Origin of the sequence: Paraburkholderia fungorum (assembly GCF_046027215.1) — a bacterium.
Taxonomy (GTDB): domain Bacteria; phylum Pseudomonadota; class Gammaproteobacteria; order Burkholderiales; family Burkholderiaceae; genus Paraburkholderia; species Paraburkholderia fungorum_D.
In genome coordinates this window covers 1,451,742-1,471,702 of the sequence record NZ_JAQQEN010000002.1, presented here as the reverse complement: position 1 = coordinate 1,471,702, position 19,961 = coordinate 1,451,742, and the positions used below count along the sequence as shown (strand labels likewise).

At 60.5% G+C, this 19,961-nt stretch carries 11 protein-coding genes, 2 tRNA genes and 3 rRNA genes; 8 read left to right on the top strand and 8 right to left on the bottom strand.

Annotated elements, in window-relative coordinates:
- Nucleotides 1-5: 5 nt before the first annotated feature.
- The 3 genes from cobN (at nt 6) to PQR27_RS27135 (ending at nt 5,520) form a co-directional block, all read left to right on the top strand.
- On the top strand, nt 6-3,806 hold the full coding sequence (gene cobN, locus PQR27_RS27145) for a cobaltochelatase subunit CobN (RefSeq protein ID WP_408526691.1): 3,801 nt from the start codon (nt 6-8) through the stop codon (nt 3,804-3,806).
- Nucleotides 3,803-4,849: a magnesium chelatase ATPase subunit I gene (locus tag PQR27_RS27140; RefSeq protein ID WP_408526690.1), complete on the top strand. Its 1,047-nt coding sequence runs from the start codon at nt 3,803-3,805 to the stop codon at nt 4,847-4,849. Before cobN ends, PQR27_RS27140 begins: the two co-directional genes overlap by 4 nt.
- 131 nt (nt 4,850-4,980) lie before the next feature.
- Nucleotides 4,981-5,520 carry a vWA domain-containing protein gene (locus PQR27_RS27135; protein WP_408526689.1) on the top strand — a complete coding sequence of 180 codons (540 nt, stop codon included), beginning with the start codon at nt 4,981-4,983 and terminating at the stop codon, nt 5,518-5,520.
- Between the two features lie 37 nt (nt 5,521-5,557).
- Here PQR27_RS27135 and PQR27_RS27130 read toward each other — a convergent pair whose 3' ends face one another.
- The 5 genes from PQR27_RS27130 to PQR27_RS27110 form a co-directional block, all read right to left on the bottom strand.
- On the bottom strand, nt 5,558-6,505 hold the full coding sequence (locus PQR27_RS27130) for a flagellar brake protein (protein ID WP_408526688.1): 948 nt from the start codon (nt 6,503-6,505) through the stop codon (nt 5,558-5,560).
- Between the two features lie 154 nt (nt 6,506-6,659).
- On the bottom strand, nt 6,660-7,061 hold the full coding sequence (locus PQR27_RS27125; protein WP_408526687.1) for a hypothetical protein: 402 nt from the start codon (nt 7,059-7,061) through the stop codon (nt 6,660-6,662).
- Between the two features lie 72 nt (nt 7,062-7,133).
- Nucleotides 7,134-7,613 (bottom strand): glycine zipper family protein, encoded by a 480-nt coding sequence (locus tag PQR27_RS27120; RefSeq protein WP_408526686.1) that lies wholly within the window; start codon nt 7,611-7,613, stop codon nt 7,134-7,136.
- Nucleotides 7,614-7,845: 232 nt separating this feature from the next.
- Nucleotides 7,846-8,178 carry an HdeA/HdeB family chaperone gene (locus PQR27_RS27115; RefSeq protein ID WP_408526685.1) on the bottom strand — a complete coding sequence of 111 codons (333 nt, stop codon included), beginning with the start codon at nt 8,176-8,178 and terminating at the stop codon, nt 7,846-7,848.
- Between the two features lie 196 nt (nt 8,179-8,374).
- Nucleotides 8,375-8,962, bottom strand: coding sequence for a lipid-binding SYLF domain-containing protein (locus PQR27_RS27110; protein ID WP_408526684.1), 588 nt, complete (start codon nt 8,960-8,962; stop codon nt 8,375-8,377).
- Between the two features lie 823 nt (nt 8,963-9,785).
- On the opposite strand from PQR27_RS27110, the gene PQR27_RS27105 reads away from it, so the two are divergent.
- The 5 genes from PQR27_RS27105 to rrf all read left to right on the top strand — a co-directional run bounded on the left by PQR27_RS27105 (nt 9,786) and on the right by rrf (nt 15,151).
- Nucleotides 9,786-11,316 (top strand): 16S ribosomal RNA (locus PQR27_RS27105).
- Nucleotides 11,317-11,393: 77 nt separating this feature from the next.
- Nucleotides 11,394-11,470 (top strand) — tRNA-Ile (locus PQR27_RS27100).
- Nucleotides 11,471-11,540: 70 nt separating this feature from the next.
- Nucleotides 11,541-11,616 (top strand) — tRNA-Ala (locus PQR27_RS27095).
- 323 nt (nt 11,617-11,939) lie between these two features.
- A 23S ribosomal RNA gene (locus PQR27_RS27090) occupies nt 11,940-14,818 on the top strand.
- A 220-nt stretch (nt 14,819-15,038) separates the two neighbouring features.
- Nucleotides 15,039-15,151 (top strand): 5S ribosomal RNA (rrf, locus tag PQR27_RS27085).
- The 16S, 23S and 5S rRNA genes sit together here with 2 tRNA genes alongside, the layout of an rRNA operon.
- An 83-nt stretch (nt 15,152-15,234) precedes the next feature.
- Here the strand turns inward: rrf and PQR27_RS27080 are convergent.
- The 3 genes from PQR27_RS27080 to PQR27_RS27070 form a co-directional block, all read right to left on the bottom strand.
- A complete protein-coding gene (locus PQR27_RS27080) occupies nt 15,235-16,329 on the bottom strand; it encodes a lipocalin-like domain-containing protein (RefSeq protein WP_408528313.1) in 1,095 nt (364 codons plus the stop codon).
- 134 nt (nt 16,330-16,463) lie between these two features.
- Nucleotides 16,464-19,034 (bottom strand): FtsX-like permease family protein, encoded by a 2,571-nt coding sequence (locus PQR27_RS27075; protein WP_408526683.1) that lies wholly within the window; start codon nt 19,032-19,034, stop codon nt 16,464-16,466.
- Nucleotides 19,024-19,761 carry an ABC transporter ATP-binding protein gene (locus PQR27_RS27070; RefSeq protein WP_408526682.1) on the bottom strand — a complete coding sequence of 246 codons (738 nt, stop codon included), beginning with the start codon at nt 19,759-19,761 and terminating at the stop codon, nt 19,024-19,026. The genes PQR27_RS27075 and PQR27_RS27070 overlap by 11 nt, the downstream gene beginning before the upstream one ends.
- Between the last annotated feature and the right edge of the window lie 200 nt (nt 19,762-19,961).

Here is a 19,961-nt window from a genome sequence, read left to right as displayed (position 1 = left end):
CGATCATGCATCTGCTGCGCACTACGCCGGGCGGTTTTGTCGACGATACCCAGGGCGTGATCCGTATCGATCAGCAGCCCGCCGATATCGTGGTGCTCAGTTCCGCCGACACCACGCTGTCGCTGCTTGCCAGCGTATTTCCTCGCCTCGGCGACGGTTTTCCGAGCCTGCGGCTTGCGAACGTCACGTATTTGCGGCAACCGGCCTCCGTCGATTTCTATGTCGAAGACGTGTTGCAGCACGCGCGCGTCGTGGTGGTCGATCACCTCGGCGGCGAGGCGTACTGGCCTTACGGCATCGAACAGGTGGTGACACTCGCGGAGCGCAAGCAGCAAACGCTCGCAATGTTCTCCGGCGATTTGCAGGAAGATCCGAACCTGCTTGCGCGCAGTACCGCCGACGCCGCGCTGTGCCATCAACTCTGGCGCTACCTGCGTGAAGGCGGTCCGCAGAATGCCGAGGCATTCCTGCGCTGTATCGCCTATCGCAGCTTCGGCTGGGGTCGTGAGCCGGCGCCGCCGCGCGCGTTGCCTGCCGCCACGCTTTACCATCCCGAACGCGACACGCCGACGATCTCCGACTGGCAGGCGCGTTGGCGTCACGGCGCGCCAGTCGCTGCGATCCTGTTCTACAAGGCGCATCTGCAGGCGGCCAACACGGCGGTGTTCGACGTGCTGATCGATGCGCTCGAGGCACAAGGGCTGAATCCGCTGCCAATTGCGATCACCTCGCTGAAAGATGCGATGAGCCGCGACGTCGTGCAGCAGTTGTGCGCGCAACACGACGTCACGCTGGTGTTGAATACGACCGCGTTCGCCGCCTCGGCGATCGACGATCCCGAGCCGCTCGCGCTCGCCGGCGACGCGCCGGTGCTGCAGGTGATCCTGAGCGGCGGCAATCGCGAAGACTGGCTCAAGGACAATCAAGGTCTCAACTCACGCGATATCGCCATGCACATCGCGCTGCCGGAAGTGGACGGCCGCATCATCACGCGCGCGATCAGTTTCAAGGGTCTCGCGTATCGTTGTCCGCACACCGAAGTGGATGTGGTGCGTTATCAGCCGGACCTCGAGCGTGTGGGCTTTCTTGCCGAGCTGAGCCGCCGCTGGTGCCGCCTGCGTACGCTCGGCAACGCGGACAAAAAACTCGCGCTGATCCTGGCGAACTATCCGATGAGCGAAGGACGCATCGGCAATGGTGTGGGGCTCGATACGCCAGCGTCGGTGGTCGGGATTCTGTCGATGTTGCGCGACGAAGGTTATCGTCTGGGCGACCTCCCCGCAGACGGCGACGCGCTGCTGAAGAAGCTCACGGAAGGCGTCACCAATGACCCCATCGTGCGTGATTTGCGTCCGGCACTGCAAAGCCTTGCACTCGACGATTATCTTGCGCACTTCAACCGCCTGCCTATGGAAGCGCGCAATGCATTGAACGCGCGTTGGGGTTCGCCGGAGCAGGATCCGACCTTGCGGCGTGGCCGCTTCATGATCGCGGGCTGGCGCTGCGGCCAGGTGTTCGTCGGCATCCAGCCGTCACGCTCACGTGACCAGGGCGATTACGCGAGCTATCACGACGCCGAGCTCGTGCCGCCGCATGCGTATCTGGCGTTCTATTTCTGGCTGCGCCATCAGTTCGGCATCGACGCGGTCGTGCATGTCGGCAAGCATGGCAATCTCGAATGGCTGCCGGGCAAGAGCGTCGCGCTGAGCGGGGCATGCTGGCCCGATCTGATTCTGGGGCCGATGCCGCATCTGTATCCCTTCATCGTCAACGATCCGGGCGAGGGGAGTCAGGCAAAGCGCCGCGCGCAAGCCGTGATTATCGATCACCTGATGCCGCCGCTCACGCGGGCGGAAAGCTATGGGCCGCTGCAGGATCTCGAGCGCCAGGTCGACGAATACTATGAAGCGCTGATGGTCGACCCGCGTCGTTCGAAGCTGTTGCGGAGCACGATTCTCGCGACCATCGTCGAGCATAAGCTGCATGAAGAGCTGAGTCTCGCCGAGCCTGCCGGTCAGGACGATGAAGACGTGCTGCTTACGCGGGTCGACGCGTGGCTGTGCGAACTGAAGGAGGCGCAGATTCGCGACGGTTTGCACACGTTCGGGCAGTCGCCGGAAGGCGTGCAGCGGCGCGATACGCTGCTGGCGCTCGGGCGCTTTCCGGTCGGCGACGGGCAAGGCGCGAAGGCTGGCTTGATCGACGCATTGGCGCGCGATCTGCAGATGGATCATCTGTTCGATCCGTTATCGGTGGATTGGTCGGCGGCGTGGAACGGTCCGCGCCCGGACGTGTTGCAGCGCGTGAGCGACGCGCCGTGGCGGCATGGTGGCGACACGCGCGAGCGCCTGGAGTTGTTGGCGGCCGAGATGTTGCGCAGTGTCTGTGGCGATGATGCGCAAGCTCCGGCACCGGCGGCGGGCACGTTGCCGCAAGCGGCGCGTGTGATTGAACGCCTGCGTGAGGACGTCCTGCCGCGGCTCGATGCATGTGGTCCGCAGGAAATGCGGCAACTGAGGCGCGGCCTCGAAGGGCGCTTCGTGCCGCCGGGGCCTAGCGGTTCGCCGTCGCGCGGACGCCCCGACGTGCTGCCTACCGGCCGCAACTTCTATTCAGTCGACACGCGTGCGGTTCCGACCCAGGCCGCCTGGTCGCTCGGCCTGAAATCCGCGCAGCAGTTGCTCGAGCGGCACGTGCAGGAGCATGGCGATTATCCACGCGCCATCGGCCTTTCCGTGTGGGGTACCGCGACGATGCGCACCGGCGGCGACGACATCGCCCAGGCTCTTGCCTTGCTCGGCGTGCGGCCGAAGTGGGCGCCGGGCAGCCATCGCGTGACCGACTTCGAGATCATGCCGATCGAGGTGTTCGACCGGCCGCGTATCGATGTCACGTTGCGCGTGTCAGGCTTTTTCCGCGACGCCTTCGCTAACGTCATGCATCTGTTCGATGCCGCGGTGCAGGCGGTGGCCGAGCTCGACGAACCCGAAGATCTGAATCCGATCCGCGCGCGTGTGCTGCGCGAACGCGATGCGCTTATCGCCCGCGGCATGGATGCCGCCGAGGCGCGCAAACGTGCCGGCTGGCGCGTCTTCAGTGCGCGGCCCGGCGCGTATGGCGCGGGTCTGCAAGACATGATCGACTCGCAGCAATGGCAAACCGACGCCGACCTCGCCAATGCGTACCAGGCGTGGGGCGGCTACGCCTACACGCAGAAAAGCACCGGCGAAGAAGCGCGCCATGCGTTCGGCACGCGTCTCGCCGCGATGGACGTGGTGCTGCAGAATCAGGACAACCGCGAGCACGACTTGCTCGATTCGAACGACTACTACCAGTTCCAGGGCGGCATGGTCGCGGCGGTGCGCCACCTGGCCGGCAATCAGCCGCATATTTATCACGCCGATCACAGTAATCCGGACGCGCCGCGCGTGCGCACACTGCATGAGGAAATCGCGCGCGTAGTCCGTTCGCGCGTGGTCAATCCGAAATGGCTCGATGGTGTGAAGCGTCACGGCTATAAGGGGGCTGCGGAAATCGCCGCAACGGTCGACTATCTCTACGGCTACGATGCAACCGCGCGCGTGATCGACGATCACCAATATGCGCTCGTCACCGACGCCTATCTGAACGACGCCGATACGCGCGAGTTCATGCAGCGCCACAATCCGCACGCGCTGCATTCGGTCTGCGAGCGTTTGCTCGAAGCCATGCAGCGTGGGTTGTGGCAAAGCCCCGGCGACTATCGCGCGCAAGTCGAACACCATTTGCTGGCCAGCGAGCAGCATATTGAAGGAATGCAACCATGAACGCAGCGACCCAGCGGCCCGCGTTTCCATTCGCGGCGTTGATCGGCCAGGCGCCGTTGCAGCAGGCACTTCTGCTGGCCGCGATCGATCCGGGTCTGGGCGGTGTGCTGGTCAGTGGGCCGCGCGGCACCGCGAAATCCACTGCGGCGCGTGCGCTCGCCGAACTGCTGCCGGAAGGGCAACTGGTGAATCTGCCGCTCGGCGCCAGCGAGGATCGCCTGATTGGCACGCTCGATATCGAAACCGTGCTGCGCGACGGCGAGGTGCGTTTCTCACCGGGATTGCTTGCAAAAGCGCATCGTGGCGTGCTGTATGTCGACGAAGTGAATCTGCTGCCCGATGCGCTCGTCGACGCGTTGCTCGATGCTGCGGCGAGCGGCGTGAATACCGTCGAGCGCGATGGCGTTTCGCATAGCCACGACGCGAGCTTCGTGCTGATCGGTACGATGAACCCGGAAGAAGGGGAGTTGCGGCCCCAACTCATTGACCGCTTCGGCTTGATGGTCGAGCTGCGGAACTGTTTCGAAGCGCAGGTGCGCCAGCAGATCGTCAAAGCGCGGCTTGCTTTCGATCTCGATCCGCAGGGTTTTCGTGCGGCGTACGCGCAGCAGCAGGCAACGCTGATGCAGCGGATTCACACGGCGCGCGATGCCTTGCCCCAACTCGCATTCGACGACGCGGTGCATGCACGCGTGAGCACACTGTGCATCGAGGCGGCCGTGGACGGGCTGCGCGCTGACCTCGTGATGCTGCGTGCGGCGCGCGCCCTCGCGGCGCTGGAGCAGGCGGCTGCGGTCACGGCGGAGCATGTCGAACGCGTTGCTGAGGCGGTGCTGGCGCATCGGCGGCATGAGCGCGAGGCGGATGCGCAGCAAGCGCCGCATGCGCCGCAGCAAGCTGCATCCGATGCGGACACGATGCGTCCGGCGGATGGCGTACCCACTGACTCTGCCGGCGATAGCGATTGGGGTTACCTGGCGCCGGAGCCGGCGGGCGTCTCGCCGGTCAAAAGCGTGATCGCGCTCAGCGCAAAAAAACGCTGAGCCATCGGAAGGGGGCCGCCGCTGACTCGCGCAGCGGTTTTCGATGGCGGCAAGGGGCCGGAACGGATTCACGCAGCCGCGTCGACGGCGAGCCAGGCAAGCGCATTGCATGGCCGCCGACGCTCGCCGCGATGCGGCAAGACAGACTGCGCGCCCGACATCTGCGCTTCGTGCCAGCGGCGCCGCGCGGCGGTGTGCTGCATTGCTTCGTACTCGATTGTTCGGGTTCGATGCTGGCCGGCCAGCGCCTTGCACTCGCCAAGGGGCTGCTGATCGCGTTGTTCGACCGCGCGAGCGCCGCGCGTGCCGAAGCCGCGCTGGTGTGTTTCGGCGGCGCCGGAGCGGAGTTGCGTTTTGGTCCCGCCGTACCGCGCTGGTGGAACGAACGGTGGTTGCGGCCAGTGGGCGGTGGAGGCGGGACGCCGCTTGCTTCGGGCGTCAGCACGGCAGCCCAACTGCTGGAACGCTGCGCGCGCCGCAAGCCCGCGCAGCAGCGCTGGCTGTGGATTCTGACAGATGGGCGCAGTAGCGATCAGCCGGGGCGGCCCCTCGACGCGGACGAAATCGTATTCGTCGACTTCGAGCGCGAGGCAATACGGCTCGGCCGTTGCGAAATGCTTGCCGACGCGTGGGGCGCGACGCGCGTCACGCCTGAGGAACTGATTGGTTGAGCGGCTGAGCGGCAGTGCGCCGCTCACGCTCGCGCATTTACTTCAAACCGCTGGACCAGTACACCACGTCGTCTTGCCGGTCGAACACGTAGACTTTCATCGCCATCTGCTGAGCCGCGTCGAGTTGATCCAGTTCGAGACCGTGCATGGACGGCTCGCCCGGCGCGCTGCCTTTCTGGACGTTGCGGATGATCGCGGTGGTTTCGATCTCGGTGTCGAGGTCTGATGATTTGAGGCGGAATGCGATGCGCAGGCGTTCGCCGACGGCACCGAGCGTCCACGCTGCGGCCAGCGACATGCCGAGTGCGCTGATGCCTTTTGCAAGGGCGATGCCTTCGTAGGTGTCGCCGGTTTCGCCAATGCCGAAGCGCACTGCAAGGTGCGTGCGCACGCGAATCGACTTGCGTTCGCGCAGGCGGCGGATCACGCCGGGTTTCGATAGCACGACGTAGTCGAACGGTGCGCGGCAAATCGCTTCCACCGTGCAGACGAAGCGGAACACGGCCTGGCTCGCAATCGCGACGATTTCAACGTTCTCGCCATGGCCGAGCGGCAGGATCCGGCCGTCCTGGATGGGCGGGGTGACGAAAAGCGCCTGATTGGGCGCGAAACCGATGATGCGGCAGGGGTGCATGGGGCCGCCGCTGCCGAGTTGGGTGCGCATGCCGATCAGGGCGCCGATCGCCAGATGCATGTCTTTGAGCATCAGCTCGCCAGTCGGGTCAGCCTGATGCGGGTGGGCCGGTGGTTCCTGTGACGGGCGCGCGGATAGCAGGTCGCCGCGGTGGGGGTGGAAGTGGTCGAACAGGAACTTGCGTTCGTCGGTGGTGGCCAAGATGGCGCCGCCGTTGAATAGCAGCGTGCCGTCGTGGTCTGTAATGGGCCATTCCAGAGGTTTGCCTACGGGCACTGATTCCAGGGCTAATTTCAGTGATTGGGCTTCCGGGGCTGACTCCAGGACTTGGTTGTCGGTTGGGTGTTCCATGGTCTGGGGGATTTAGCTGGCGGGATAACCATGTTTACGGCTGCGCCGCCTGGAGCTTTAGGTGTTTTTATTTTTTGATCTGGTTTTTTTATTGTGCGGTTTCAAATGACAGGTGCAACAGCATCAGTCAGGACGCGTTATATCGCCGGGCGCACTACGACGGCGTGCAGGAGCCGAAGAGCACGAACACGTCTTCGCGGTTGACGAGCGTCGTGGACATCGCACCCGTTTTTGTATCGAGTGCGAGGCTCCAGGCGTAGCCAAGTTCAGTTCCTTGAAGCAGCAACTGTCCGTCACTCGGTTCCATGTGCTGGATCTCTGTCGTGCGCTGCGGTCCGACAATGGCCTTCTTCGCGAAGTTGATGCGGATGAACTGCGGTGCACCGAGAATCGCCGGTAGCGTCCGATAGCAGACTTCGCCCACGTCACAGAAGTGCGCGTCGACAGTCGCGCACAACAACGGCTTGCTGCCGTCAAAGTCTGCGCTGAGCACCCTTGAAGGCGCGGCGCAAACCAGAACCGCCAGGGCGGTTGCCGACACAATCTTCAGCATCATTGCTTCTCCTGCCAGACGTGAACCAGTGAGCGGAAAGTGCAGACCATGGATCGGGCGAGCAAGCCACGACATCTACTCGACGGTGTAGCCACGCCCGGTCATGCAGGCGGCCACCGCGCGGTTGTACGTCGCAAGCTGACTCGACGCCTGCTGCTGCATGCCCTGCTGCTGCGCGGCCGCTTGTTGCTGCTCGCGCCGCATTCGCATGCCGCTGCCCATCGTGCCCACGAGCGCGCCAATTCCTGCTCCCTCGCCCCAGTGGCCGCCGGCCGCTCCGCCGATCAGTGTGCCGAACAGCGCACCGCCTGCGGCTCCGCGGAGCATTCGTCCTTGCTGTTGCTGTGGAGGCGGAGCGTTCGCCATTTGCTCGGCGAGCGCAACGGGGTTGACCCCGGTAGTCTGTTGCGCCCACGAGTGACATTCCGCGGTGTCGGTCTGCTGGCGCTCCCAGCTCTGGCCGCGAGCGGGATAAATGATGGGCTGTTGCGCCTGTGCTGCAAACGCAAGCAGGAGCATCACTGAGCCGGTCCAGTATCGAACAATTCGTTGCATGACTCGAAGTCCCAGAAGTCTTCCGCGACCGGACGTATGTCCGCCTGAATGACCGGTGCTCAGGCATGGGGGGGCAATGTGAGCTGCCCCGAAATGCCGCTCGCTCCGCTGCCACGAGGCGCAGTTCAAGCCGATGTTGGGGTCAGTAGCCGTTCCTCACGCCATACGCCGGATCGCCGGATCGCCGGACCGCCTGATGGATCATGTCTGCGTGCCGCGGAAAGTGCCTCGCTCAATGATGGTCGAAGAGCGTGATCTGACCGCCCTTGTAGAGCGCTCGGACCTTGGCCTTGAAGGAGGCCTTCGGTGTCTTTTTGCACTCGCCGACGATGACGGCGACTGGTGTCGCGGTGTCGACCACCATCGTGTCAGTTTCCTTTACCCCAAGATGATCGACACCCGCCACCCAGTAGACGAGGGCCGGCTGATATGCCGCGTCTACAGCAACAAAGTCCTCGCATTTCATTTTCGAGGGGTTCATGGCCTTGCCCGTTTGGGCCAGGGCGGGTAACGCCAAGCCCAATCCCAACGCCAACGCAAGCGCGCCAATAACGGTGCATTTCATGATATTTCCCTTAAGAAAGTGGTCCGGCGAGTCTGCCGGTTGACATGGCGTGATCTTCCCGCGACCTTCCCGCGACCGCCGGAGCTCATCGCAGAACAGGCCACGCTGTCCGGCTATGCGATCCGGGATCTGCCTGGAAAGGCCGCGCGGGCGAGCAGATGGCGGGTCCGCGCGGGAGAGGGCGTCGCGACGGCCGTTAGCCCCTGAGTCGCGTGATCTTCTGGCCTTGCAGCCCAAGGCCGGCCATCAGGCCCTGCTGACCGAAGATGAACGCGTAAACGTCGGACTGAAGCGTAGTCGTGGTCAGCGACCTCGCGGCACCGGCATCCACCACGACGACGCTTGGGCCCATGCCCAGCGACCATCCGTCGCTGCTATGGAGGTAGTTCACCGCAGCATCGGTCGTCAGGAACATGACTTCCGCGAACGTCTGGACACCGGCTTGCAGGCCATACGACACAGCTGTGTTGTTGTAGACACCCGTGATCTTCCCGTTCTCGATCAGCACGCCGTCCCCCCCTTGCACGCCGGCGATAAAGCCTGCCTTGACCAGGTTCGGAAAGACGAGTATCGCCTTGGATCTATCGCCGATTTCCTTTGCCTTGGGTTCCTTTGCGTACAACGTTTGCAGTGCGGCGAGACTGTCCTGCTTGAGAACGGCGTCCTCGGCGACCGGCGTGGCCGTCGACGACGAGGACCCGGACGTCGAACTCCCGCCAGTCGAACAGGCCGCGGCGACGATCAGGACTGGAATAACTGCGACATAGCGAACGCATTTGAGCATGATGCGTACTCCCTTTGGCGATTGCAACGCGTGAACGAGCCGCAATTCAGCCTGCGACCCTCATTGGCTGAAATCAATATAGGCAGGCGGGCCACTGAAAGACTATTGGCCTTTGGTCCTATACCCGGCCGGGACGCGTTCTTTTTTCAGCGCATTTGCGCTAGCGATGGGTGACCGGCTTTCGAGCGACTCCCTAACGTCGCGTGACATTCACTGCCGAGGATGCTTTCGATCGATATGCCGTCGGTGTTTTCGACTGGGACCAAAGTCCAATAGATTTATTGTCTTGACGCGCGTACCGGCATTTGTTGACGCGTGCCGGGCAAATAGCGTGCGCACATGGGTGACGATATCGGCTGGTAGATTTTGCAAGGATGGGACCCTGCTCTGGTTAGCTTCGGTGCGATGTTGTGCACCGATCCAGGTTGCGTTGCGAGGCGCGTCTACTTTTATTTGGAAACCTAATCAATTTTGTTGCATGCCGATCCGGGCTGTTCTGGCACTTCTCAACTTTTTAAAAATAAATGCGCGGAGGGGGTTGACGGGGTGCGGACCGCATCGCATAATTCGCCTCCCGTTTGATGACGGACGCGAAGAAAGCAGAGCTCTCCAAGCGAATGATCTTTAAAAATTAACAGCCGATAAGTGTGGGCGCTTGATGCGCGACGCGCGGTGGGATCTCCGGATTCTGCCGACAAGCGAAAGTATCAAGTCTCACACTAGTATTAAAGGAAGGTTTTCCCATCTTCGGATGGGATGATCATTCGTCAGTACGTTGAGTGAGCGACCGGTTTCGAAAGAGACCGAAAACAGTAACAGGTTTGAACTGAAGAGTTTGATCCTGGCTCAGATTGAACGCTGGCGGCATGCCTTACACATGCAAGTCGAACGGCAGCACGGGAGCAATCCTGGTGGCGAGTGGCGAACGGGTGAGTAATACATCGGAACGTGTCCTGTAGTGGGGGATAGCCCGGCGAAAGCCGGATTAATACCGCATACGCTCTACGGAGGAAAGGGGGGGATCTTAGGACCTCCCGCTACAGGGGCGGCCGATGGCAGATTAGCTAGTTGGTGGGGTAAAGGCCTACCAAGGCGACGATCTGTAGCTGGTCTGAGAGGACGACCAGCCACACTGGGACTGAGACACGGCCCAGACTCCTACGGGAGGCAGCAGTGGGGAATTTTGGACAATGGGGGAAACCCTGATCCAGCAATGCCGCGTGTGTGAAGAAGGCCTTCGGGTTGTAAAGCACTTTTGTCCGGAAAGAAAACCTCTGGGTTAATACCCTGGGGGGATGACGGTACCGGAAGAATAAGCACCGGCTAACTACGTGCCAGCAGCCGCGGTAATACGTAGGGTGCAAGCGTTAATCGGAATTACTGGGCGTAAAGCGTGCGCAGGCGGTCCGCTAAGACAGATGTGAAATCCCCGGGCTTAACCTGGGAACTGCATTTGTGACTGGCGGGCTAGAGTATGGCAGAGGGGGGTAGAATTCCACGTGTAGCAGTGAAATGCGTAGAGATGTGGAGGAATACCGATGGCGAAGGCAGCCCCCTGGGCCAATACTGACGCTCATGCACGAAAGCGTGGGGAGCAAACAGGATTAGATACCCTGGTAGTCCACGCCCTAAACGATGTCAACTAGTTGTCGGGTCTTCATTGACTTGGTAACGTAGCTAACGCGTGAAGTTGACCGCCTGGGGAGTACGGTCGCAAGATTAAAACTCAAAGGAATTGACGGGGACCCGCACAAGCGGTGGATGATGTGGATTAATTCGATGCAACGCGAAAAACCTTACCTACCCTTGACATGTATGGAACCCTGCTGAGAGGTGGGGGTGCCCGAAAGGGAGCCATAACACAGGTGCTGCATGGCTGTCGTCAGCTCGTGTCGTGAGATGTTGGGTTAAGTCCCGCAACGAGCGCAACCCTTGTCCCTAGTTGCTACGCAAGAGCACTCTAGGGAGACTGCCGGTGACAAACCGGAGGAAGGTGGGGATGACGTCAAGTCCTCATGGCCCTTATGGGTAGGGCTTCACACGTCATACAATGGTCGGAACAGAGGGTCGCCAACCCGCGAGGGGGAGCCAATCCCAGAAAACCGATCGTAGTCCGGATCGCACTCTGCAACTCGAGTGCGTGAAGCTGGAATCGCTAGTAATCGCGGATCAGCATGCCGCGGTGAATACGTTCCCGGGTCTTGTACACACCGCCCGTCACACCATGGGAGTGGGTTTTACCAGAAGTGGCTAGTCTAACCGCAAGGAGGACGGTCACCACGGTAGGATTCATGACTGGGGTGAAGTCGTAACAAGGTAGCCGTATCGGAAGGTGCGGCTGGATCACCTCCTTTCTCGAGCTAACGTGTCAAACGTTGAGCGCTCACGCTTATCGGCTGTGAAATTAAGACAGATACGCAGACAGACTCAGGGGTCTGTAGCTCAGTTGGTTAGAGCACCGTCTTGATAAGGCGGGGGTCGATGGTTCGAATCCATCCAGACCCACCACTGTTTCTGCGGTGGCTGCAGCTAACCGGTGAAGACTCCGGGACTATCAGATTGCGTTATCTGCATGACTGGGGGATTAGCTCAGCTGGGAGAGCACCTGCTTTGCAAGCAGGGGGTCGTCGGTTCGATCCCGTCATCCTCCACCAATCTTCAATGCGCAGGGTTCTGTGTTTAAAGGCACAGAGCGTTTCGCATTGGCGATTGAGCCAGTCAGAGTGATACGCGGTTATAGCAACTGCGATATCGGCTGTCGTTCTTTAACAATCAGGAAGAAGTAGTAAAGAGATTCACGAAAGCATACTTAGAGATGGGTGTGCGAGTAGGTGAATCAGGGTTGTGATTGTATCAATGTATGAAAAGGTGATCGAAAGATTGCTTTGGAATACGGCGCAACACGAATACTCAACCTGTAACGATGTGAGGAGCGCTGCATCCCCAGTGGATGCGGCATGAGACACACCCGTTATAGGGTCAAGCGAACAAGTGCATGTGGTGGATGCCTTGGCGATCACAGGCGATGAAGGACGCGGTAGCCTGCGAAAAGCGGTGGGGAGCTGGCAAACGAGCTTTGATCCACCGATATCCGAATGGGGAAACCCACTCCTTATGGAGTATCCATGACTGAATACATAGGTCATGCGAAGCGAACGCGGTGAACTGAAACATCTAAGTAACCGCAGGAAAAGAAATCAACCGAGATTCCCAGAGTAGTGGCGAGCGAAATGGGACCAGCCTGTACTCTTTATCTTCATTGTTAGTCGAACGCTCTGGAAAGTGCGGCCATAGCAGGTGATAGCCCTGTAGACGAAAACAGCGAGGAAGAACTGGGTGTACGAGAAGTAGGGCGGGACACGTGAAATCCTGTCTGAAGATGGGGGGACCATCCTCCAAGGCTAAATACTCGTGATCGACCGATAGTGAACCAGTACCGTGAGGGAAAGGCGAAAAGAACCCCGGGAGGGGAGTGAAATAGATCCTGAAACCGCATGCATACAAACAGTCGGAGCCTCGCAAGGGGTGACGGCGTACCTTTTGTATAATGGGTCAGCGACTTACATTCAGTGGCAAGCTTAACCGATTAGGGCAGGCGTAGCGAAAGCGAGTCCGAACAGGGCGTTCAGTCGCTGGGTGTAGACCCGAAACCAGGTGATCTATCCATGGCCAGGATGAAGGTGCGGTAACACGTACTGGAGGTCCGAACCCACTAACGTTGAAAAGTTAGGGGATGAGCTGTGGATAGGGGTGAAAGGCTAAACAAACCTGGAAATAGCTGGTTCTCTCCGAAAACTATTTAGGTAGTGCCTCGTGTATCACCTTCGGGGGTAGAGCACTGTCATGGTTGTGGGGTCCATTGCGGATTACTACGCCATAGCAAACTCCGAATACCGAAGAGTGCAATCACGGGAGACAGACATCGGGTGCTAACGTCCGGTGTCAAGAGGGAAACAACCCAGACCGCCAGCTAAGGTCCCCAAATATTGCTAAGTGGGAAACGAAGTGGGAAGGCTAAAACAGTCAGGAGGTTGGCTTAGAAGCAGCCATCCTTTAAAGAAAGCGTAATAGCTCACTGATCGAGTCGTCCTGCGCGGAAGATGTAACGGGGCTAAGCAATATACCGAAGCTGCGGATGCACATTTATGTGCATGGTAGGAGAGCGTTCCGTAAGCCTGCGAAGGTGCATTGAAAAGTGCGCTGGAGGTATCGGAAGTGCGAATGCTGACATGAGTAGCGATAAAGGGGGTGAAAGGCCCCCTCGCCGTAAGCCCAAGGTTTCCTACGCAACGTTCATCGGCGTAGGGTGAGTCGGCCCCTAAGGCGAGGCAGAAATGCGTAGCTGATGGGAAGCAGGTTAATATTCCTGCACCATTGTTAAATGCGATGGGGGGACGGATCGCGGAAGGTTGTCCGGGTGTTGGAAGTCCCGGTCGCTGCGTTGGAGAAGGCACTCAGGCAAATCCGGGTGCGCAATTCAAGGGCGTGGCGCCATTCACTTCGGTGAAGAAGCAACTGGAAGTGGTTCCAAGAAAAGCCTCTAAGCTTCAGTTTAACAAGACCGTACCGCAAACCGACACAGGTGGGCGAGATGAGTATTCTAAGGCGCTTGAGAGAACTCGGGAGAAGGAACTCGGCAAATTGGTACCGTAACTTCGGGATAAGGTACGCCCCTGTAGCTTGACTGGCCTGCGCCAGAAGGGTGAAGGGGTTGCAATAAACTGGTGGCTGCGACTGTTTAATAAAAACACAGCACTCTGCAAACACGAAAGTGGACGTATAGGGTGTGACGCCTGCCCGGTGCCGGAAGATTAAATGATGGGGTGCAAGCTCTTGATTGAAGTCCCGGTAAACGGCGGCCGTAACTATAACGGTCCTAAGGTAGCGAAATTCCTTGTCGGGTAAGTTCCGACCTGCACGAATGGCGTAACGATGGCCACACTGTCTCCTCCCGAGACTCAGCGAAGTTGAAGTGTTTGTGATGATGCAATCTCCCCGCGGCTAGACGGAAAGACCCCATGAACCTTTACTGTAGCTTTGCATTGGACTTTGAACCGATCTGTGTAGGATAGGTGGGAGGCTATGAAGCGTGAACGCCAGTTTGCGTGGAGCCGTCCTTGAAATACCACCCTGGTTTGTTTGAGGTTCTAACCTTGGCCCGTGATCCGGGTCGGGGACAGTGCATGGTAGGCAGTTTGACTGGGGCGGTCTCCTCCCAAAGTGTAACGGAGGAGTACGAAGGTACGCTAGGTACGGTCGGAAATCGTGCTGATAGTGCAATGGCATAAGCGTGCTTAACTGCGAGACCGACAAGTCGAGCAGGTGCGAAAGCAGGTCATAGTGATCCGGTGGTTCTGTATGGAAGGGCCATCGCTCAACGGATAAAAGGTACTCTGGGGATAACAGGCTGATACCGCCCAAGAGTTCATATCGACGGCGGTGTTTGGCACCTCGATGTCGGCTCATCTCATCCTGGGGCTGTAGCCGGTCCCAAGGGTATGGCTGTTCGCCATTTAAAGAGGTACGTGAGCTGGGTTTAAAACGTCGTGAGACAGTTTGGTCCCTATCTGCCGTGGGCGCTGGATATTTGAAGGGGGCTGCTCCTAGTACGAGAGGACCGGAGTGGACGAACCTCTGGTGTACCGGTTGTCACGCCAGTGGCATCGCCGGGTAGCTATGTTCGGAAGAGATAACCGCTGAAAGCATCTAAGCGGGAAACTCGCCTTAAGATGAGATATCCCCGGGGCTTCGAGCCCCTTGAAGGGTCGTTCAAGACCAGGACGTTGATAGGTCAGGTGTGGAAGCGCAGTAATGCGTTAAGCTAACTGATACTAATTGCCCGTAAGGCTTGATCCTATAACAGGTGTGTTTCGTGTCGGGTTAGCGTTAGTGCTTCAGCACTTACGCGGACCCCACCCCCGAAGGGGGGACGGACACCACGCACGGTTGAGTGATCAGTGTTGTGCCAGAAACAACACAACCCGCACGTATTGAACGTGTTGCGAGAGGCATCCTCTCAGCTACTTCTTCCAGATTGGTTGTGCCGTCCTCAAGGGCGACACGACAACAAGTCATGCCTGATGACCATAGCGTGTCGGTACCACCCCTTCCCATCCCGAACAGGACCGTGAAACGACTCCACGCCGATGATAGTGCGGATTCCCGTGTGAAAGTAGGTAATCGTCAGGCTCCCTAGCAGCAACAGAAACCCCACCAGAACGGTGGGGTTTCTGCGTTTACGGCTTCGAGATTATCAGCCGTGAAAACACACTTCAATTCTTCCCCATTCGAAGCGCATTCGCATAACCCGTCAGTTCCAGATAAGCGCGCCCAACGTCCACGCCTTCGCGGCTCACTCGTACCGCGCCTTCCCAATACACTGCACCGGTCGATTGACTCGAATCGAGTTCCTGATCGTCCATCAACGGATCGAGCCGCCACATCAGCGCACCGGTTTTGACCGTCATCGAGACCGGGTAGGACGTGTTCGTGCGCGGCGAGCGCCATGCGCGGACCGGGGTAAAGTCGACGTCCGCAGGACCGAACGTCCTTGTCTCACCATTCGGCTGGCGTAGCGCGGCATGCACCCATACCGCGTGGCCATCACGGCTGCGCACCTTGAACGCCATGAGGGCAGAGCCATCCGTCAGGTTGGCGCCGAGCCAATCCCATCCGACTGCGTCGGCGTCCAGCAGCGTACTCGACCATTCATGATCGAGCCACGCCGTGCCAGTGACGGTTGCCGCGCCCTTCGATGTGCCGCCGGCCACGACCGGCCGAACCACGCTTCCGGTCACTCGCAATTGCGGCTCGCTGTAGTAATAACTGGCCTGTTCGGGGCGCGGGCCTTTGCGTGAGTACCCACGCTCGCCCTGGATCATGGGTAGCTGCGTCGGCGTCAGCGTGAGATGCAGTGAAAAGCTGTTCGCATCGGCTGTGACGTCGTAGTGACCGTCCGTACCACGGGTGATTTTCCAGGCGTCGAGTTTGACCTCGGTATTGTTCGGCTTCGCATACGCCAACCCGAACCCCGCTCTGGCAATCCGTTGGTCGTGCGTGAGGTGACCCAGTGCAGGGTCGCTTAGCGCAGCGTGGGCAATGATCAATTGCGACGGCGCGAAGGAGCTTGGATCGGCCGTGTCGTGGCCAGTCGCCGAGCGGAAAAAAGTAATCTGGAAACCGAGCGGCTGATTGTCCGGGGTCGTGAGCCAGCCGGTGGCGTACCACCACTCGGTGCGAAACGCGGGATGTGCGCCGCTGTCTTGTGGAAGGACGACCGGGCGATCCGCGATGACCTGGGCGAACTCGGGTGCCTTGGCAAGCGCAGGCAAAGCGGCCAGGACACCAATGCAGAGCAAACTATGCATCTTCACGCGCAATCGCCATACATTCGCAACGCGGCCTGCCGACGCAATCCGCGACGTGCAAGGCGCTTCATGCTCGACGTGCAATACAGCCTCGTGCATCGACGTCTGCGCTATTTCACGCGGTAAGGCCCCCATCACCAATCCTCCTTGACCGCGCGTACCGCATCGATGGACACGGCGCCCCGTCCGGCAATCACCGCTGTCGAGCACGACGAAGCCAGCATCACCAGCGCGACCGTGCTCAGTACCGTCCATGGAATGTGAAGCGACATGCTCCAATGAAACGACTGCGGATTAACGACGAACACCAGGATCAGACTGATCGCGAATCCGAGCACGAAGCCCATCGCGATCCCGCAAGCTGTCAGCATCCCGCCTTCGAGCGCGAGGATCGCGAGTATCTGTGAGCGCGTCACACCCACGTGACGCAGCATGCCGAACTCACGTGCTCGCGCGAGTGTTTGCGCGGAGAACGTCGCTGCCACGCCGAACAATCCGATCACGATGGCGACGGCTTCGAGCAGATATGTGACGGCAAAACTCCGATCGAAGATGACCAGCGTGCGTGCGCGAATTTCTCCTGGTTGCGACAGGTCCAGTGAAGCACCGAAGGGCAGTGCGCGCAGCCCCGCCATAACGCGATCGATACTCGCCCCAGGTTGCACGGTCACGGCGACATCGGTGGCGCCTATGTCGCCAGTCAGGCGCCGGTAGTCAGCAAGCCGTAGCTGGATTGCGCCGCTCTGACGCACGTAATCGCGCCAGACGCCCGCGACTCTGAACAGGTGGCCGCGCTCGCCGAGTGGCAACTGCACGCGCTGTCCAAGCCGATATCCATACAGATCGACCATTGCTTCGGATACCCAAACAGGTGTTTCGCCCGTACGAAGCTCGGTTGGAGGCAGAACTGCGCCGGTCATCTGCAGCGTGGCGCCTGGATCGGCCGCATCGATTTCACGCGCCAGCACGGCGATATCCGGCCGCGTGGGATCGAGTGTGAGATGCGAGGTTCGGGCAAAGGCAGCTTTTCTGATGCCTGGTACACTCGCCAGCAGCGTCTGTTCGTCGACCCGCAAGCCACCCGTGTCGCCGTTCGGTGCTACACGAACATAGAGGTCGGCGGAGAGCAGATGGCTCAACCAGTCTTCAACAGACACGCGAAAACTCGCCACCATGATCGCCATCGCGACAATCAGCGCAAAGCTCGACAGTACGCCGCCCATCGCGATTGATGCCTGTCCCGGCGCGTTCGCGAGGCGCGCCAGCGCCAGGGTGCGGGCGGCGCCGGCGTGACGCCGCCCGCCGACTGCACGGCTCGCCGCGCCGAAGATCAACGCGGTGACACGCGGCATCAGTGCGATTCCGCCGACCAGCAGCAGCGCGACCGCCAGATAGCCGCCGACAGGTGCGTCGAACACGGGCGGCAACAGCGTCAAAACCACGGCAATCAGCAGACATGCCAAAGCAGGCCATGGCGTAGCGAGCCGCGCCAAAGCGCCTTCTTCAGCGCCGGCCTTGAGTGCCACGGCGGGTCGCGCGCGGGCCGCTTCCAGTGCTGGCGCGAGACTGCCGAGGATCGATACGGCGACCCCGAGCGCCAGAAATAGCGCCGTGGCCAGCGGTTCAAAGCCGACTTGCGGCTGCACACCCGGAAAGTAGCCGCCGCCCAGGTCGCTGCCAAAAAAGCGCAACGCGCCGCTCGCCATGGCGTAGCCGAGCGCGAGTCCGGTCAACGAGCCGAGCAGGCCGAGCAGGGCGCCTTCCATCAGGATCTGGCGTAACAATTGAGCGCGTGTCAGTCCGAGCACGCGCAACATGGCGAATTGGGCGCGGCGCCGCACAACGCCGAGCGCCTGGGTCGAAAATACGAGGAAGGCGCCGGTAAAGAGCGCCACCAGCGCGAGTACATTCATATTGATCCGATAGGCGCGCGACAGCCGGTCGGTACGGCTTTCGGTGTCACGCGTTTCGGAGATCACCCATTGGTTGCCGAGGCGCGCTTGCAGATCATGCCTGAAGCGCTCCCGATCGACGCCGCGTTCGAGTTGCAAATCGACGCGCGAGAGCTTGCCCAGCCTGCCGAACTTCCATTGCGCCGCGGCGATATCCATCACTGCAAGCCGTTGACCCGGCCGCGTTCTGACGAGACCGCCGGCCACGCGCAGATGCACGATGGCCGTGCCGCTGCGCAGCGCTACCTCATCGCCAATTTTCACCTTCAGCCATTGTTGTGCCGCCGTGGAGAGAAATAGCGTGTCGGGCGCAAGCGTATCGAACGGGCGTTCCGGCGACGGGACGCCAATCAGATCGGGCGCGATACGGCTCGCCTTGAAGACGTCGATGCCGAGTACCGGCAGCGGGGCGCTTTCGTGCGGCACAGTGGCATCGAACGAGAGGACGGGACTCGCGAGAGCCACGCCCGCTTCGGCGGACAAACGCGGATAGATGGATTCGTCGAATACAGGTTGTGCTCCACGCACCTGCAGATCGGCCTGGCCCGACAGGCTGCGCGCCGCCGCGGAGAATTCGTTGAAGGCCGCGCTATTGATCAGTTGAACTGCGTAACCGAGCGCGACACCGAGTGCGATCGTTGCAATCGCAACCAGCGCGCGTCCGCGATGACTGCGCCACTCGGCACCCAGCAGCCAGCGCGCAAGCATGCGGTGGCCGCGTATATGCGGCAAGGGTCGTGGTTCAGCGCGCATCGTCGGTTGAACGCGCGATGGAGCGGGAATCGGAGGACGAGGCGCGCGACAACGAAGCGTGCAAGCCGCCGTCGCTCAGAATCAGGATGCGGTCGGCGATCGCCGCTGCGGCTTCCGAATGCGTGACCATGATCGTGGCCGCGCCAGTTGCCTTGCTTTGCGCGCGGAACAGGCTGAGCACTTCGTGTGCGGTGTCGGGATCGAGGTTGCCGGTTGGTTCGTCGGCGAGGATCAGTTTCGGACGATGCACAAGCGCACGCGCAATGGCGACGCGCTGTAGCTCACCGCCGGAAAGCTGCCGTGGAAAATCGTCGCCACGGCCGCTCAGGCCAACGGCAGCGAGCATATCGAGCGCAGCAGCTCTGGGCAAATCGTTCAGCAGCAGCGGCAGAGCGACATTTTGCGCGAGCGTCAGATGGGGCAGCACGTGAAAGGCCTGGAACACGAAGCCCAGCTTTTGCCGGCGCAGACGTGTCGCCGCATTGTCGTCCAGCTGCGAGACCGCATCGCCGTCGATGATCACATCGCCGCTATCCGCGCTGTCGAGGCCGGCAATCAGATTCAGCAGCGTCGATTTGCCGACGCCCGAGTCGCCCATGATGGCGACGAATTCACCTGGCCCGAGCGTGAAATCAAGGTGCGCCAGTACGATGCGGCCGGCGCCATATGTCTTGCTCAGCCCGCGGCATTCGAGCGCGGGAACGACACCTTCATCATGAAGCACCATGCGGTTTCCGATAAGTCTGGGCGGTGAGGGCGGTAACGGATGGTCTGACAAACCACGCGACAAGCGCCGGATTTGCGCGCGAAGGTCACCCTCTGAATCGCCGCAGTATAGGCGGGTTACTCAGAGCGCGCCGAATGAAAAGCAGTCAGAACGCAAGCTCACTGCTGTGCCGTAAATGCTTTCATTTGAATAACAAAAAG

What these genes read in the sequence shown, in the direction of transcription:
- cobN (WP_408526691.1), top strand. Translation starts at nt 6, where the DNA reads ATGCATCTGCTGCGCACTACGCCGGGCGGTTTTGTCGACGATACCCAG.
- PQR27_RS27140 (WP_408526690.1), top strand. Translation starts at nt 3,803, where the DNA reads ATGAACGCAGCGACCCAGCGGCCCGCGTTTCCATTCGCGGCGTTGATC.
- PQR27_RS27070 (WP_408526682.1), bottom strand. Translation starts at nt 19,761, where the DNA reads ATGGTGCTTCATGATGAAGGTGTCGTTCCCGCGCTCGAATGCCGCGGG.
- PQR27_RS27080 (WP_408528313.1), bottom strand. Translation starts at nt 16,329, where the DNA reads ATGCATAGTTTGCTCTGCATTGGTGTCCTGGCCGCTTTGCCTGCGCTT.
- PQR27_RS27130 (WP_408526688.1), bottom strand. Translation starts at nt 6,505, where the DNA reads ATGGAACACCCAACCGACAACCAAGTCCTGGAGTCAGCCCCGGAAGCC.
- PQR27_RS27110 (WP_408526684.1), bottom strand. Translation starts at nt 8,962, where the DNA reads ATGCTCAAATGCGTTCGCTATGTCGCAGTTATTCCAGTCCTGATCGTC.
- PQR27_RS27115 (WP_408526685.1), bottom strand. Translation starts at nt 8,178, where the DNA reads ATGAAATGCACCGTTATTGGCGCGCTTGCGTTGGCGTTGGGATTGGGC.
- PQR27_RS27120 (WP_408526686.1), bottom strand. Translation starts at nt 7,613, where the DNA reads ATGCAACGAATTGTTCGATACTGGACCGGCTCAGTGATGCTCCTGCTT.
- PQR27_RS27125 (WP_408526687.1), bottom strand. Translation starts at nt 7,061, where the DNA reads ATGATGCTGAAGATTGTGTCGGCAACCGCCCTGGCGGTTCTGGTTTGC.
- PQR27_RS27075 (WP_408526683.1), bottom strand. Translation starts at nt 19,034, where the DNA reads ATGCGCGCTGAACCACGACCCTTGCCGCATATACGCGGCCACCGCATG.
- PQR27_RS27135 (WP_408526689.1), top strand. Translation starts at nt 4,981, where the DNA reads ATGCGGCAAGACAGACTGCGCGCCCGACATCTGCGCTTCGTGCCAGCG.